Annotated in this window: 9 protein-coding genes; 5 read left to right on the plus strand and 4 right to left on the minus strand. The window is 54.4% G+C overall.

What is annotated here, in order from left to right; genetic code table 11:
- The first annotated feature begins 8 nt into the window (after window positions 1-8).
- The 4 genes from SH467x_RS22085 (at window position 9) to SH467x_RS22100 (ending at window position 7,936) form a co-directional block, all read left to right on the plus strand.
- Window positions 9-2,210, plus strand: a complete 2,202-nt coding sequence (locus tag SH467x_RS22085) for a hypothetical protein (RefSeq protein WP_482369256.1) — start codon at window positions 9-11, stop codon at window positions 2,208-2,210.
- Window positions 2,211-2,416: 206 nt separating this feature from the next.
- Window positions 2,417-5,140: a PSD1 and planctomycete cytochrome C domain-containing protein gene (locus SH467x_RS22090; RefSeq protein ID WP_482369257.1), complete on the plus strand. Its 2,724-nt coding sequence runs from the start codon at window positions 2,417-2,419 to the stop codon at window positions 5,138-5,140.
- A 12-nt stretch (window positions 5,141-5,152) separates the two neighbouring features.
- A complete protein-coding gene (locus SH467x_RS22095) occupies window positions 5,153-6,661 on the plus strand; it encodes a DUF1501 domain-containing protein (RefSeq protein WP_482369258.1) in 1,509 nt (502 codons plus the stop codon).
- 216 nt (window positions 6,662-6,877) lie between these two features.
- Window positions 6,878-7,936 carry a ferrochelatase gene (locus tag SH467x_RS22100; protein WP_482371411.1) on the plus strand — a complete coding sequence of 353 codons (1,059 nt, stop codon included), beginning with the start codon at window positions 6,878-6,880 and terminating at the stop codon, window positions 7,934-7,936.
- Here SH467x_RS22100 and SH467x_RS22105 read toward each other — a convergent pair.
- The 4 genes from SH467x_RS22105 to SH467x_RS22120 form a co-directional block, all read right to left on the minus strand.
- Entirely contained in the window at window positions 7,913-9,901 is a 1,989-nt protein-coding gene (locus SH467x_RS22105) for a flagellin N-terminal helical domain-containing protein (RefSeq protein ID WP_482369259.1), read from the minus strand. The genes SH467x_RS22100 and SH467x_RS22105 overlap by 24 nt on opposite strands.
- A gap of 3 nt (window positions 9,902-9,904) precedes the next feature.
- On the minus strand, window positions 9,905-11,602 hold the full coding sequence (gene flgK / locus SH467x_RS22110) for a flagellar hook-associated protein FlgK (RefSeq protein ID WP_482369260.1): 1,698 nt from the start codon (window positions 11,600-11,602) through the stop codon (window positions 9,905-9,907).
- 20 nt (window positions 11,603-11,622) lie between these two features.
- Complete coding sequence (locus SH467x_RS22115; protein WP_482369261.1) at window positions 11,623-12,111, minus strand: hypothetical protein; 489 nt, start codon at window positions 12,109-12,111, stop codon at window positions 11,623-11,625.
- An 80-nt stretch (window positions 12,112-12,191) separates the two neighbouring features.
- On the minus strand, window positions 12,192-13,571 hold the full coding sequence (locus SH467x_RS22120; protein WP_482369262.1) for a BBP7 family outer membrane beta-barrel protein: 1,380 nt from the start codon (window positions 13,569-13,571) through the stop codon (window positions 12,192-12,194).
- A 327-nt stretch (window positions 13,572-13,898) separates the two neighbouring features.
- Between SH467x_RS22120 and SH467x_RS22125 the strand changes: the two genes are divergently transcribed.
- On the plus strand, window positions 13,899-16,082 hold the full coding sequence (locus tag SH467x_RS22125; protein WP_482369263.1) for a preprotein translocase subunit SecA: 2,184 nt from the start codon (window positions 13,899-13,901) through the stop codon (window positions 16,080-16,082).
- Window positions 16,083-16,089: the final 7 nt, after the last annotated feature.

Consider the following 16,089-nt stretch of genomic DNA (forward strand, 5'->3'; position numbering starts at 1 on the left):
TGACGCTCATGCGTGGATTGCAAAGATGGTTGGCTTGTGGATTGATCGCACCCGCTGCGATGGCGATGGGGGCTCCCCATTCGTATGCCCAAGAAATCGCCGAAAACACCTCTCTCCGATTTGTCCCTCGAGACGCCGACCTCTATGTAGGTTCGTACAAACAATCGCAACAATGGCAAGCGTTCGTCGAGGGCCCTGTTGTTCAGAAGTTTTTGAGCTTGCCCGTGGTGCAGGAGAACTGGAAAACGTTCCTTGCCCAATGGAATGAACGCGAAGGTCAGATGGCGACCGCTCGCATGGTTGTGGAGAACCCCAACGCAAAGGATGCCATCGAGTTCCTATCCAAACTCGCTTCCGAAGAATCGTTCTTTTTCATCGACAAGAATCTATCGTCATGGCTCAAGGTAAGCGGCGAGCTCAACGACGAGATTCGAAAGCTTTCGGAACAAACCGATACACCTCCTGAGGAGACTGCAAAGAAACTGTTCAAGAGCTGGGTAGGTCGAATCGAAAGCGTTCAAATCCCCATGATGGTCATGGGAGCCAAATGCGATGACGAAGACTTGGCGATGACGAAGGTCGATCAACTGGAAGCGCTCATTCAGCTGGGAACTCAATTCAACCCAGAAACCGCTCCGTTTGGGCGATTTGTCAAACGAATCGACGACGATCGCGGTTCACGATTGACGGTCGAATTGAGTGGCAAGCAAATTCCATGGGACACTATCCCCACCAACGAACAGTTCGATGAGGATCTCAAAGAGCAACTTCAAAACTCGCTCGCTTCTCGAACGGTCGCGTTGACGATCGGAACGCTCGATAAATACTTCATCGTTGCCTTCTCGGAGCGAAGCAAGGATTTGCTGAATTTGGGCAAGGTTGAGAGTTTGGCCAGCCATCCCGATTTAAGCCCGGTTCGCAATGCCGGCTCCAATCCACTCACGTCGATCAGCTATGTCTCCGATGCATTTGCGAAGGCCAACTACGAAGCCCAGGTGAAGGATCTCTTTACCAAGAACTTTGCCGCCGTGACGATGCAGGTCGAACGAATCCAAGGCGATTCACCGCAGGTTGCAACCATACTAAAGGATGTCCGTAGCGATCTGGCATGGCTCGATGCGGAGATGGCGAAACTCATTCCCCCATCCAAAGGAGCGACTTCCTATTCGTTCCTTACCCCTCAGGGATGGGAGCAGATCACCCATACGCGAACCAAGAACATCCTACTCGACGGCACCGCGCCACTGAGCGGGTTGCAACACGTTGGCGGTTCCCCGATCGCAATGGTTGTGACACGCGTTCAAAAGCATCCCGAGCACTTTGAGCTCGTCAAGGCGATTGCGACCAAAGCAAAAAAGTACTTCGATCAAGTGGTCGAGCTCGATCTGGTAGCAGGAAGCGATAAGGAAGAACTCCTCGAGGCGAAAGAGGCCATCGACAAGGCTTGGCCATTGGTCGTTCGCCTCTCCAACGCTTGGGAGAATTTGTTCGCTCCTTCCCTCGATGGTGAAAGCGGCATGGTTCTAACCTATGGCAATTTGGCTGCAAAGCAGTGGGTTCAAGACATGCCCCCCTCCGATGTCCCTCTTCCATTGCCTGAGCTCGCAAGTATTACGAAGGTAACCGATGCGGAAAAGCTGAAAAATGGTTTTCTGGAAGTCTTTGATGTCTTCGACGCAATCGTTGCTCTCGTTCGAGAAGAGAGTCCGGAAGCGATTCCCAGCGACTACACCGTTCCTCGCCCAACCGAGGTTCCATCGACTCTGGGAGAAAAGTACGGCTATCCCATTCCCGAAGACTGCCCGGTTCCGAAGACGATGATGCCTCAAGCCTTGATCCACGACGGTTACCTCATCATCTCGTATTCCGACTTGCAAACCGACACGCTGGCGAAATCGACTCCCCTCGCCATTGGCAAGGGGGTCATCGATGGCTCGAAACCTTTAGCGAATGCTTCCTACGTTCACTTCGGCAAGCTCTTTGCGATGTTCCGGCCTTGGGCACGCTACGCGTTCGCTCAAACCATTCCCGATGCGGACGCTACGCTCCTTGACACGCCGGATCCGATGCTCCAAGAGTACACGCTCACGGCGAACGATCTTTTGAGTCTCTGGAGTACCGTCGAGGCGCTGGGCGAAATCTCCAGCACCACGTCGATCGAAAGCAGTGGCGAAACGATGACACGTTCGGTTTACACCCAAGCCAAGTAACGGTTTCCACCCAAGCTAAGGAAACGGTGTAAAAATCCACGGCGATTCGATCCCGGTTCACGCACAATGAGCCGCGAGTTTGGTTTAGAATAGATTCACGATGTGGCGGGCATCCAATCGAGGGGCTCGCCACGCGTGGAATCAAGATCGGTTTAACCGAAGCCCTCCCCCCTGCCTACCCTGCCCCGCCTTTCAAGGTCCCTCCGATGGCACGTATTGCAACAAGGCATTTGTTGTTCGGTTCTTTTTTTGTCTTCGCGTTTGGCATTTGTCTGACCCCCTGCTACTCCCAAGAGGAATCGCAACCGGGAGTAGTTGCGACGCCAACACCATCGAACGCTTCCCATTCGGAGCTTGGTTTCGAAAAGCATATTCGGCCGATCCTCAAGACCCATTGCTTCCTCTGCCATGGCGAGGAACCTGAGAAGGGGGGTGATTTGGATCTTCGATTGGTTCGACTCATGCACCAAGGAGGAGAATCCGGACCCGCCATCGATCCCAACCAACCTGCCGAATCGCTTCTATTGCAACGCATCCTCGCCGATGAGATGCCACCCGGCCCAAAAAAGCTATCGTCCGGCGAGAAAGAATTGATTCAGGGCTGGTTGCACGGAGGGGCGAAGACTCGGCGTCCAGAGCCAGAGGATCCCAAGGATGTTCGATTCACCGACGAGGAACTAAGCCATTGGGCTTTCCAACCAATCCGACGTCCGGAATCATTACCACCTGTGTCGGACGAGGAAGCTTCGGCGCAACGAATCGTTTCGCAACAGATCGATCACTTGGTATCCCAGAAAGCCAAGGCGAACGGTTTTCAATTGGCCCCTTCTGCCGATAGGCATGTGCTACTTCGCCGTTTGAGTTTCAACTTGACAGGACTTCCTCCGACGCGAGAGGAGTTGCAAAACTTTTTGCAAGACGAGAGTGAAGACGCCTATACAAAGGTAGTTGAGCGATTGCTGGCATCGCCTCATTACGGTGTTCGTTGGGGCAGGCATTGGTTGGACGTGGCAGGATATTCAGAAAGCGACGGCCAGATCTTGGGTGATCGAGCCAGACCGCACGCTTGGCGATATCGCGATTATGTTATTGATGCATTGAATCGCGATCTGCCCTACAGTCAGTTCCTACGAGAGCAGATCGCCGGAGATCAAATGATCGAAGGAGCTATCGACGCCAACAATGACGAGCACGCGAGGTTGATGGCCGCAACCGGATTCTTGCAAATGGCTCCGGACCTCTCTGAGACAGAGAATACGATCCTCAATCGCAATCAGACCGTCGCGGACACCATTCAGACCGTGACCTCTTCGGTCTTGGGACTGACGGTAGCGTGTGCTCAGTGCCACGACCATCGCTACGATCCGATTTCAATCGCGGACTATTACAAGTTGCGAGCGATCTTTGACCCCGCATTGCCACTTCACCAGTGGAAGGCTCCTACGCAGCGATTGATCGATCTCACCAACGACGCGACCAAGTCCGAGAGGGCGAAGATTGAAGAGCAAGCGATCGCGTTGCAAGAGGACATCCATACGCGTCGCAGAGCCCATTGCCAAACGATCCAAGACCGCGAGATCAACGCCGCTCCAGAAGAAGTGCGAGAGTCGCTTCGGGCGGCCGTTCTTACTGCGGTCAAGGATCAAACTGCAGAACAAAAGGCTCTCCTCGAGTCGTATCCTAAAGTTCGGACCATCGACTGGATCGTCGGGCAATTGGTAGAGTACGATGGCCCCGCGCATCGCAAGTTCCAGGAGGAAGAAAAGCAAGTCCAAGAGATCCGAGACAGCAAGCCGCTCGCACGATTGGTCATGTCCGCTCAGGACCGGGACAAGAGCGCGAAGAGCTTCGTGTTCTTCCGGGGCAACCCGGAAACGCCACAGCAAGAAGTGGAACCCGGCGAATTGGAGGTCTTGTTGCAAAACCGACCTGCCGGCGCAAACAGATCCATTACGGGTGAGAAACGCCGGCTCGCGTATGCCGATATGTTGACCGATGGCAATCACCCGCTCGTGGCACGCGTGATCGTCAATCGCGTTTGGATGCATCACTTCGGCGCGGGATTGGTGCGATCGCCGGGTGATTTCGGATTGAATGGACAATCTCCTACGCATCCCGAGTTGCTTGATTATTTGGCGTATGAGTTCATGGCTCATGGATGGAGTCTCAAGTGGCTGCATCGGCAGATTGTGCACTCGCAAACCTTTCGACAAGCTTCGGCGCACCCGCAGGACGGACCCGAAGGTGTGGATCCAACGCGCGACAGTTGGGACGAGGACCCAGAGAATCGATTTTTGGCCCGCATGTCCCTTCGCCGCTTGGATGCTGAAGCGGTTCGCGATGCAATTCTCGCGATCAGCGGTCAGTTGAATCCTGAGTTGGGTGGACCGAGCACTCCGGTTGCCGAAGACGACGAGGGGAAGGCCGTGATTGGCTCGCGCATCCTCCGCGATGGCTTGTTCGCCGGCATCAAAGACCCCGGTGAAAATGGCAAACGCCGCAGTATCTATCTAAGTTCACAGCGCTCGATGCAATTGAGCCTATTGCAAACCTTTGATTTGCCTGAGATGAAACCCAATTGCCAGCAACGAACGGTTTCGACCGTCACCCCCCAAGCACTTCTACTGATGAACGATGCTTGGGTAGTGCAAGCCGCTGAGCAGATGTCCGAACGTATTTGGTCGGAGGGAGGCTCGCCCGAGACTCGAGCTCAAGCGGCATTTGAGCGAGCCTTGGGTGTCGCTCCCAAGCCTTCGGAATTGTCCGGGTGCCTTGATTTTGCGATGAATCAGAGCGAGTTGTTTCGTAAAGACACCGATGAAAAATGGCAAAAGAAAATAGCGAAACAACCCGATGCACCTGACCGCCGGGGGCTTGCAAGCCTTTGTCAGATGTTAATCGCGTCCAATCGATTCTTGTATTTGGAGTAGGGGACTTTAGTGATGCACCAGTCAATCAATCATTCGATCCCCTCCCGAATCGCCAATTCTGGGATGGGGAAGCTTTGTTCACGTCGTCACTGGCTTCAATCCTCGGCATTCGGGTTGGGTTCGGTTGCGGCCGCCATGTTACTGAAACAGGATGGTTTGCTCGCCCAAGAAGGAGCGCTCAAGAAACCTCCGTTGGAGAAGCCTGTTTACGATTTATCGCCTAAGCAGTCGCCGCGCCCCGCCAAGGCGAACGCGATGATCTCCATGTTTATGATGGGAGGTCCAAGCCAAATCGATTTGTTCGATCCCAAGCCGGAGTTGATCAAGCGGGATGGGCAGCAATTCGAAGGGGATATTCGGTTCGACAATGCGGCGCAAGCGAGTCGTCAGATTATGGCACCGCAGTGGGAATTCAAACCTCGTGGGGAATGTGGGATGGAGATATCCGAACTCCTTCCCCATATTGCAGGTATCGCCGACGATATCACGTTGATCCGATCCATGCATTCCGCAGTGAACAACCATTTCCCTGGGTTCTTTGCAATGAATACGGGTGGGATTGTGGGAGGTCGCGCCACGTTGGGGAGTTGGCTGACTTATGCACTGGGCAGTGAGACCCAGGAATTGCCGGCGTATGTCGCGTTAACGCATCCATCGGGATTGCCCATTTGTGGAGGGGATAGTTGGACCAATGGTGGACTTCCCTCCATCTACCAGGGAACGGTCGTTCGCCCAACCGAGCCTCGCATGTTCAATTTGAATCCGCCTCCTCATTTGCGAGGTGCGGCGCAGGCGGAGCAATTGCGATTTCTCGAGGAGTTCAACCGCCAACACTTGGAACAGTTTCCAGGCAACCATGATTTGGAGGCTCGGATTGCCAGCTACCAACTCGCGGCCAAGATGCAATTGTCAGCGCGAGATGCGTTTGACATATCCGGAGAAACCGCAGAAACGCTGGAGATGTACGGCATCAACAACCCCACGACCCGTGACTATGGAACACGCTGTCTGATTGCCCGTCGATTGGTCGAAAGGGGAGTACGGTATGTACAAATCTTTAACAACGGGCAATCTTGGGATCACCATTCCTCGATCGCCACCGAGCTTCCAGCGCGTTGCCGGGAGATCGATCAACCGGCCGCCGCGTTGGTCAAGGATCTGAAGCAGCGAGGATTGCTCGATAGCACCTTGGTCCACTGGGGTGGAGAGATGGGCCGCTTGCCGACAATCCAAGTCCCGGTTGGGGATACCGAGCTCAAAAAGGTGGGGCGCGATCACAACACGTACGGCTTTAGCATGTGGGTCGCGGGAGCGGGAATCAAGGGTGGATACGTGCATGGAGAAACCGATGAGTTCTCCCATTACGCGGTGAAGGATTTAGTCACCCATCATGATTGGCTCACCACAGTCCTCGATCGATTCGGTCTCGACGCCCAGTCCCTTCATTTCGAGATTGGAGCTCAAAAGCTCTCGTTGGTCGAAAGCCCCAGTGCACGTGTCATCCAAGAAATCCTGGCATGATCCGGAAAATGCGAGCCATAGGCCCCGTGCATCTGTCTTCGAAGGCGTTGCGTGCTTTGGGGGACTTGATCGCGTGGCATACTAAACAGTTCGATATTCGGGTATCCTTCGTGTTCCCTGTTTGTAGCCACGATTGCTTGGAGAATTGAGTTGTCCGACGCTTCTGCCCCGCCACTACCGACCCGTCCTGCCGCTCCGACTGGGCCATTGCCCTCTCTGGACACCGTCCCCATCGACTCGATTCTTCTCGTTTCCTTCGGGGGGCCGGAAGGAATGGATGACGTCATGCCGTTCCTGGAAAATGTCCTCCGCGGCAAAAATGTACCGAAGGAACGGATGTTAGAAGTCGCAGAGCATTACAAGCACTTCGGTGGCATCAGCCCAATCAACCAACAGTGCCGCGATCTGTTGGAGGCAATACGAGCTGAGTGCAAAGCACGGGGCATCGATCTGCCCATTTACTGGGGTAACCGCAATTGGCATCCGCTGTTGCCCGACACGCTTCGCGATATGGCAGACGAAGGGAAGAAAAGGGCCATCGCCTTTTTCACGTCGATGTTTAGCTGCTACAGCGGATGTCGACAATATCGCGAAAACATAGCGGACGCACAGAGTGCAGTCGGGGAGAACGCTCCGCTAATTGAGAAGGTACGTATGGGATTCAATCATCCCAAATTCATCGCTGCACAAGCCGATTGCGTCCGCACAGCTCTGGAACAAACCCCTGCACCCGAGCGAGCCAATGCCAAACTGCTTTATTGCGCCCACAGCATTCCAATGGGTATGTCGCAATATTCACGGTATGTCGAACAGCTCCGAGAAGCCGCTCGCTTGGTTTCCGAGGCGGTGGGGCACGGAAATTGGGAATTGGTTTTTCAAAGTCGTTCGGGTCCTCCCCAACAACCTTGGCTCGAGCCAGATGTCTGTGACCGAATCGAGCAACTCGTTACCGACGAAGGACTCCAGAGCGTGGTGCTCGTACCGCTCGGATTTATCTCCGATCACATGGAGGTCCTCTACGATTTAGATGAAGAAGCAGCCCACCTTTGTAAGGAAAAGGGGATCGGATGCGTGCGAGCGAGCTCCGTAGGCATTCACCCCGAGTTTGTCTCGATGATCGTCGACTTGATCGAAGAACGGCTTGCGACGGGAACAGCGAGACCGTTCGTGGGCACGTATGGGCCAAGTCACGATTTGTGCCCAGCAAACTGCTGTCTTTATCCGCAACCGTCCCGACCTATGCCAGGTCCATCACAAGTAATTGAAAAGCGATAGCTGATTGGCACTAGCCAATAGCCTGAGGCTAGCCTCATAAGAAACCTGTCGAGCATTCAATTGCGAAATGACGGAGATCATATCCGCTTCGATCTGGTTCGATTCATCTGCTTTGAGAGCGATTCGTGATTCTTCTTTGATCGCTTTCAAGTTATCGATGCGTTGTTGCTCCACACCGAGCGATCCTCGACTGAGGCTCAATCTCTCCAAGTCTTGGTCCATCAATTGGACGGATCTCGCGATCTCTGCTAAGTCCTGATTGGCGATCGCGTCTCGCAGGCGTGTTAGCGAGTTGAAGATTCCGCGAACTTCTTGTGGGTTAGGGTCCGAACCCGTGTAGACAAACTCCGACCCCACAAGCTGTGCTGTCGACTCCGACTGGCCGTGCGGTACCAATCCCAGCACCGAAGCAGCTTGGCTCCCTCCAGCCGAACGGATCCGGATGGGACCTGGGTCAGGAACCAAAGGAACGCTCGGGATGGCTGACGTGAGGACGATGCCATTTCCGGTGGAGGCAAGGGAAGCGGTGATGCGAGTCTCGATGACTTGGTTGTCAACATGGTTGTTGATCGTGTCCAGAACATCCTGGATGGTCGTCGCGTTGTCCAGATCGACCCCAAGCTCGGTCCCATCATTGCGGCGGATAATCAGATCCGCGCCTTGGATCGTCTCCATTCCTTGACCGTAGTTCAGCTCCGAGACTCGGGTTTGACCATGGAAGGTTCGCAACCCGAGCGATTCCGCCAGATTCCCGTTCAGTTCCCCGATCGCAAAGTCCGTTCCGCTGATACGAGATTTGATTTGCAATCCTCGTCCGTCTGGTGAAATAGAAGCGATGACGGGAGCTTCCGAGCGATGGATCAGGTTGATAGCGTCTTCGACCGTTTCAGCGCCGGTGAAGAGGACGTCGAAGTTCCGGCCACCCTGTGAAATTCGGAGTCCATCCCCCCATGGCAACCCTGCACCATCGTTCAGTTGCGAAAGCTTGGTCGTCAATTGAATGGCGGGTTCGAGGGACCGACCGATGATCGGCAGCGTGGGAGCAGGTTCGTTCGTTGCAATACCAAGGTCGCTAGCCGTCCGTCCCGTTGCGACTTCTTGAATCCGCAAGATTCCCGGGTTGCCATCTGCATATTGGAAGGCCAATCTGCCGTTGACCAGTGTCGCAGATACTTCCCGGCCGTTGAACGATACATTTCCATTCACGCGATCGAGAATATCCCCCACAAACTCCGACTTGGCGAGATCGATCGTGACTTGGTTCACGCCATCGGACAACCGGATCGCGCCCGGCGCGATGCCTTGCCCATGATTGAGATCGGTGATGCGAGTTGTTTCGGATGCGACGGGGTTCAAATCGTTGCGACCGACCATGGCGTCGGAGAGGAGTCCTAGTGCTTTTTGACCGGTCACGTTGTGAGAGAGATAGTCACCGCTATCGGTCAGCGTGAGCAGACTCATATCGTTTCCGTTGTACTGGATCCCTTCGCGGCTATTAGTCACCGTCGGAGTTCCCACCAATCCACCGGAAAACAGGTAGCGATCGATATGCTTTGCGTTGGCTAGCGATTGCAGACGAGTAATGGAAGCTTCGATTTGATTGATCCAGCCCGTCCTTTCCTCGACTCCGGCTACGTTGGTCGATGCCTCGACGCCCAAGCCGCGAAGCTCCGTCATAAGGTCTTGAATATTCGACAAGTTTGCTTCGGTTGCGTTGAGGTAGCTCTGGGATGAATCGAGATTCTTGATCGTCTGATCACGGAACTCGAGTTCCCGTTGCAAACTGATGACCCGAAGTGCCGACGTTGGATCTTGGCTTGGCAGCGTATATCGCATACCGCTGCTAAGTTGAGACTCCAAGTCCTGAAGCCCCATCTTTCCCATCTGGACCTGATAGAGGGATCGATAGCGATTGGCGGCATCGCTCGTTCGACCAGCTACGACAGGATAAAAGGAGCTCAGCATGGCTTAGATGATGTTGACGAGAGTTTCGAGGAGGTCAGAGGCGACCGACACAAGACGCGATTGCGCTTGAAAGGCTCTTTGAAAGAGCATCATCTTGACCGCCTCTTCATCGAGGTTCACACCGGAGATCCCCAAGTGCTTGGATTCGAGGGTCTGTTGGAAGTTGCGGAGTCCATCTGCGATCCCTTTTTGAGTATTGATCTCGCGGGTTGTGTCCGAGATGATCGCGTCGTAAATGCCGTTTAAACTACGACCGCCCAGCAAGGTGGATGGGTTGTTGAAGGCTTCTGCCAATCGAATGGCGTTGCCTGCGCCGTTTCCTACCCCGTTGGTACTGATTGCCAGTTTCGTGGGATCTTCAGTGATTTCCGATCGAACTTGAATCGTACTGGCTGTATCTCCAGTAAAGAATGTGTTGATCCCTAGGGATGCCAAGGCACCGCTCGTATCGTTGGAGAAGCTAAACGTTAGGGCTTCGGATTCCGATCGGATTTCGAATCGACCATTATTGGTAACGGACGCTGAAAGTCCCACGATGGAATCGATGGCTGCCGCGAGTTGTTCGGGCGTGGTGTCGGTGGTCATCCCCTGCTGGCGAACAGGAACTTCGTAGGTTGTCGAGCTATTGGTGCGTCGATCCGTCAGCGTGATGGTGAACGAGCCGTTCTCGAGATTGAATTCAGGATTGGAAACTTCCAATGGCACATCGGTTTTATTGACGATGATTTCGCTTTGGATACTTCGAAAGCCTTGCGACCCTTGCCCCTGCGAGTGAATTCGGTTCACAACGTGGATGATGTCCCGAGTGAGAGAATCCAATTTGCCCAGAAATCCTCGGCTGGTCGCCATTTGGGCCGCTTCGTATAGGCCGCGAATCTTTCCTCCCGACACGTTTACCCGAGCGTCGGTATCCTCGAACCGTAATTCGAGGTTCGAGAATTCGCCATCATCTACCAATTCGGCTTTGACTCGACGGGGGATGGCATCGGTGACCAAATAATCCCCTCCCACAAAGACCGTGACCGCTCCGTTGGGCTGTTCTTGGGTTGTGATATCGACATAGTTGGAGAGTTCGTCCATCGCTTTGAGGCGTTCGTCGCGCAGTCCCACGGCATCGGACATGGAGCCACCTTCCATCTCCACGATTCGTAGATTGAGTTTCGCGATCGAATCGACCAAGCGGTTGATCTGCTGTACCGCTTGTCCTACTTCATCTCGATTGCGGAGCGACGCTTTGATCACACTATCGGATACGGACCGAAGTTGGGAAGCAAGTTCTTGGCCACGTTGGATCGCTAGTGCGCGGATCGATTCGCTTCCGGGTTGATTCGCGACTTCTTGAAAGGCGGCTGACAAGTTGCTCATGCGGGTCGAGATATCGTTCCCGGTCAGTTCGTTCAAGAACGATTCTAGTTCGCCGTTGGCCGACTCGAGGACTTCCTGATAGCTAAGTTGACTTTGCGTTTGCCGAAGTCGTTCTAGAACAAAATTGTCAAGCTTTTGTTCCACCGCGACGGCTTGGACCCCCTGGCCGATGATCAAATCGCCAGCTCGGTAACCGAGAGCAGGGGCGACGACGAGATCTTGGCGCACGTATCCAGGGGTGTTGACGTTGGCAATGTTATTGCCGACGACCTGCAGTCCGAGTTGATTCACCCGAAGTGCGTTGGCGGAACCTTGGATCGCGCTGAATAGACTCATCGTAGAATGATCCTAAGGGACTAGGCGGCTTCGTTCATCAGGAATCCACCTTCCATGCTCCGCGCTTCTCCGGGTGCGTAGGTAGCGGTATCAGCGCGGCCGGTGGCCAGCACGAGAAGCATTTCCGACACCAGCGACTTGCTCTGGTACGCGCTCATCCAAAGGGTGATGCTCAACCGTTGAATTCGGTTCAATTGCAGCTCCAATTGGGAGATGCGATGGGTCCATATCGCTGGCCACTGGGCGTCCATGAGCTGCGATAGTTCCTTCAAGTGGCGAGCTTGCAGCCCTATTGCCGCAGCCCGATCCAGCAGTTCTTGCCTCTCACGTTTGCAGTCGGCGATCTCTTGATGGATCGATTCGGCTTCGGTGCAAGCTATTGTCATGGATTCAAGATTGGATAGCAGGTACGCCTTTTCGACATCCTGCAGTTTGGACTCCCAACGATGGAGAGCGTCGGAAAATCGATCGAGCCACAGTCCGATTTGGTGAAGAAGCGTTTGAACCATTTGAATCCAGTGTTCTAAGAACGAGAACGGGAATGGCCGAAAGGCCCTTTCGGGCCTTTCAGTTGCGATTCGCTTTCCAGTTAGAACTGGAAGGTGTATCCCAGATCCAGGCCATGCAAGAAGTAGGTATCGGTCTGGAACCGTGGAAGCGGTCGACTCATGACGCCATTGATATTGGCGAAGTCGATGGTCGTATCGATTTGGTCCGCTGCCAACGCTACGTTCGGCATCACGAGCAGCGTGTATCCGACACCGATTTGGCCTCGCCCCAGTCGATACTTCAGCTTGGCACCTGCCTCGGGAAGGAAGGTGAACCGATCGCGGCTGGTGGTTCCGCTGTTTTGTGGCTGAGCAAAGAGCCCGCGATCTTCGGTGACGGCCGGAGAGTTAGGAGGCGTCTCGCTATAGAAGCCGGAGGTCTGGGTCCTCTGCTCCATGTTTCCCATAGCGACTTTTCCGAGCAGGCTCAACGTAAAGCGACCTGAGGTCAGATCGCTTGTAAAACCGATATGCCCCCCATGAAACGTGTTTTTGGTTCCGAAGTTATCGCGGGTCACGATCACGGTACCGTTCTGGATCGGATTGGTGATTCCATCGGTTACCGACGTTTCGAGCGTGTAGCCGCTATCGAGTCGCATAAAGGTATAGCCTGTCAGCAGATCCACGCGGTGAGCGGCATCGCCGATCATCAAGGTGCGAAGCGACGCGTCTGCCCCAATGAAATTGAGGTCTGTCGATTCGGTGATGGTACCAGTGTTCGCACCGTTAGGAGAGGCGTCGAGGTTTACCAAGTAGAACGAGGGCCCTGCGTTCACGTCGAAGTAAGCGACACCATTGGAGACCCCGGTATTCCCGAAGGTTTGAGATGTTTCGCTTCCGAAGAGGCCATAAACGCGGCCTTGCAGACCATAGTTCTTATCGCAATCGAGCCACTTTCCAGCCGTGACACGCATCCCAGCGAACATTTCGTTTCCGACTGGATTGTCTTCGCCACCGCTGAGCACGTTGACTGGGAGGCCACCGGGGGTGTTACCCGACATGATCAAAGGGGTATTGGTAAAGCCCTTGCCCCACCACAGGATCGCTTCGGTTTCGACCCAACTGGTTCCCAAGTCTCCGCAACTGGCCATCGACTCGCATCCGGAGATCGATTCGCAGCCTCGCGAGCTGCTGGCCTGATGGCTGGCGAGAGTGCCGGGCGTATGGAATTCAGGTTGATGGAACGACACCGGATGGTTCGTCGTGGGGGAGAATGGAACGGTCGGTTCCATCGAACGAATGCTCCCCATACGAGGATCATTACCAATGGTCCCTTCGCCTGAAGCAGAGTTGTCTGCAATGCGACCGCTGCTAGCGAGAGGGGAGGATTGCGGGACATCTTGGCCTACGGCATACGCAGACGCACTCGTTCCGCATAGAGAGGCAATGATCAAGGATAGGGTCTTACGATTGATTTTCATTTGTTCCTTCTCGCTAAGCAGAGCCTTGCGTATTGTTCGAATAATCAGATCGGCCGGAATCCTCAGAAGCTAAGACAAAAATGCTACATCACGCAAACTCGGCCCATTCCCCCCATCCCACCAAACAGGCCCAATACGAGGGAATTCATGGGTAGAAACCGCCCTCCGGAGCGGAATCTCATCGGTCGAAGCGTTAGAATGTCGGGTTGGAGATCTTGCGGCGGCCCCACCGAGCGCTGAAATCGAATCCTTTCCCCTTTTTCGAGACCGCGCAGCATCCTAGGATGAACTCGCATTTCCCCCCTTCGCGTCCGAGCTCCAACTGTCATGAATAGCAGCATTCCATCCAGCCAAAACGCAACAGGTGATTCAAACGGGGATGGTTTGATGAAGACGGCTCCTATTCCTTCGTCGAGTGCCGTTCCTCCGTCGAATGTTCCCCTTCCCCCCACTGGAAAGCGAAAATCAAAAGAGTCGTCACCTGGTGTTCCAACGACTCCCGGGCTTCCTCTGCCGCCAGCTGGAGGATCGGAAAAGAAGCTGCATCTCCCGTACAAGCCACATGTTTCAGCGGGCTGGAAGCTACCCGGTGTCGCGCAATACAAAGTCAATCAATGGCTGGGACAAGTCCGCTTAGTGAATGGGTGGGAATCGCAACGCAGGAGCTTGAGCGATAGCCAGGTTCGCAAGGAAGCTCTGTCGCTTATTTACAGGGCCAAGAGTGGAGAACCGCTCGAGGATCTGCTCCCGGAGACCTATTCACTCGTTCGCGAAGCGGGACGTCGAGCGATGAACATGCGTCACTACGATGTCCAGATCCTCGGTGGCACCTGTCTCTTCTACGGTTGCATTGCCGAGATGCAGACTGGCGAAGGAAAGACGCTCACCGCCACGCTCCCAATGGTGCTTCATTCCTTGGTTGGAAAGGGAGCTCACTTGGCAACCGTCAACGACTATCTGGCGGAGCGGGACGCCGATTGGATGCGTCCTCTCTATGACGCATTGGGATTGTCCGTAGGAATCGTGCTCACCAATCACAGTCAAGATGAACGTCGTCGAGCGTATGGCTCCGATCTCACCTATGGAACCGCGAAAGAGTTTGGCTTTGATTTCTTGCGCGACCGTTTATTGATGCGTGCGCAAGGCCGAGCGGTGGACGATTTCCTAGGAGCGGGATCGAGCGAACGCTGGTCTTCTTCAGGGGAGCAACCGGTTCAGCGTGGTATGCATTTCGTTCTGGTCGACGAAGCGGACAGCATTTTGATCGACGAGGCCCGGACACCATTGATCATCGGTTCGCTCGGTGATGAAGCCCGCGAAGTGGTAATTGCGACTTACAAATGGGCCTCCAAGCATGCTCCTCTCTTCGAGTTGAAAGAGCATTTCACGATTGAAGAGGACAATCGTAAGATTGAGCTGACGGCCAAGGGTCGACAGTTTGTGCGCGCGTTGCCCCGAGATGAAGTCATACGTCTCGCGGCTTTGGTCGACCTCTACGAATTTATCGAACGCGCGATCAAAGTTCATCGCGATTTCTCCTTAGACCGCCAATACGTCGTGCGAGATGGCGAAATTGTCATCGTCGATGAATTCACTGGCCGACTTGCCGAAGGACGCAAATGGCGAGACGGTATTCACCAAGCCATTGAAGCGAAAGAGAACATCGATGTCTCCGTCCCCACGGGTCAGGCAGCGAGGATCACCGTCCAAGATCTGTTTTTGCGATACAAACGTCTCGGTGGAATGACGGGAACGGCCGCGACCAGCGCTGGGGAGATGCGTCGTATCTATAAGACGCCGGTCGTGCAAGTTCCCACCAACAGGCCTCCGAAACGAATCCGATTGCCCGACATCGTCTGCCCCGACATGATGACCAAATTCCATGCCATTGTGGAAGAGGTCAAGGGTATCCATGCGAAAGGGAGACCCATCTTGATCGGCACCCGGTCGATCGACAAGTCCTCGATTTTGGCCAAACTGCTGCGCGACGAAGGATTGGCCGTCCAAGTCTTGAATGCGTACGAAGTCGAACGGGAAGCAGAGATTGTTTCACGCGCCGGGGAGCGAGGTGCGATCACCGTCGCGACCAACATGGCAGGCCGAGGAACCGACATCAAACTGCAAGATGAGATCCGAGAGATCGGCGGGATGTTCGTCATCTGTACGGAACTGCATGATGCGGCGCGAATCGATCGTCAGCTGATCGGACGGTGCGGTCGGCAAGGGGATCCCGGTTCCTACCGACAGTATCTCGGCATGGACGATGAAATCCTCAGGAATGGGCTCGGGGTGAAAGTATCCGAAAAGATGAAGAAAATCGGAGCCGCCGAGGTCCAGAATCCTCGCGCTACCCAAAAGCTCAACCGCTTCGCTTCTCATTTCAAACGGGCGCAAAGGAAAGTCGAGAAGAAACACTTCCGAGATCGGATGGCCCTCCTTTATCACGAAAAGGAACGAACTAAGATTCAGAGAGAAATGGGACAAGACCCCTATCTCGATACTGCGGAATAATCCATCG

The organism is Brakhagea slesvicensis (assembly GCF_052161625.1).
GTDB lineage: Bacteria > Planctomycetota > Planctomycetia > Pirellulales > Pirellulaceae > JBKCUI01.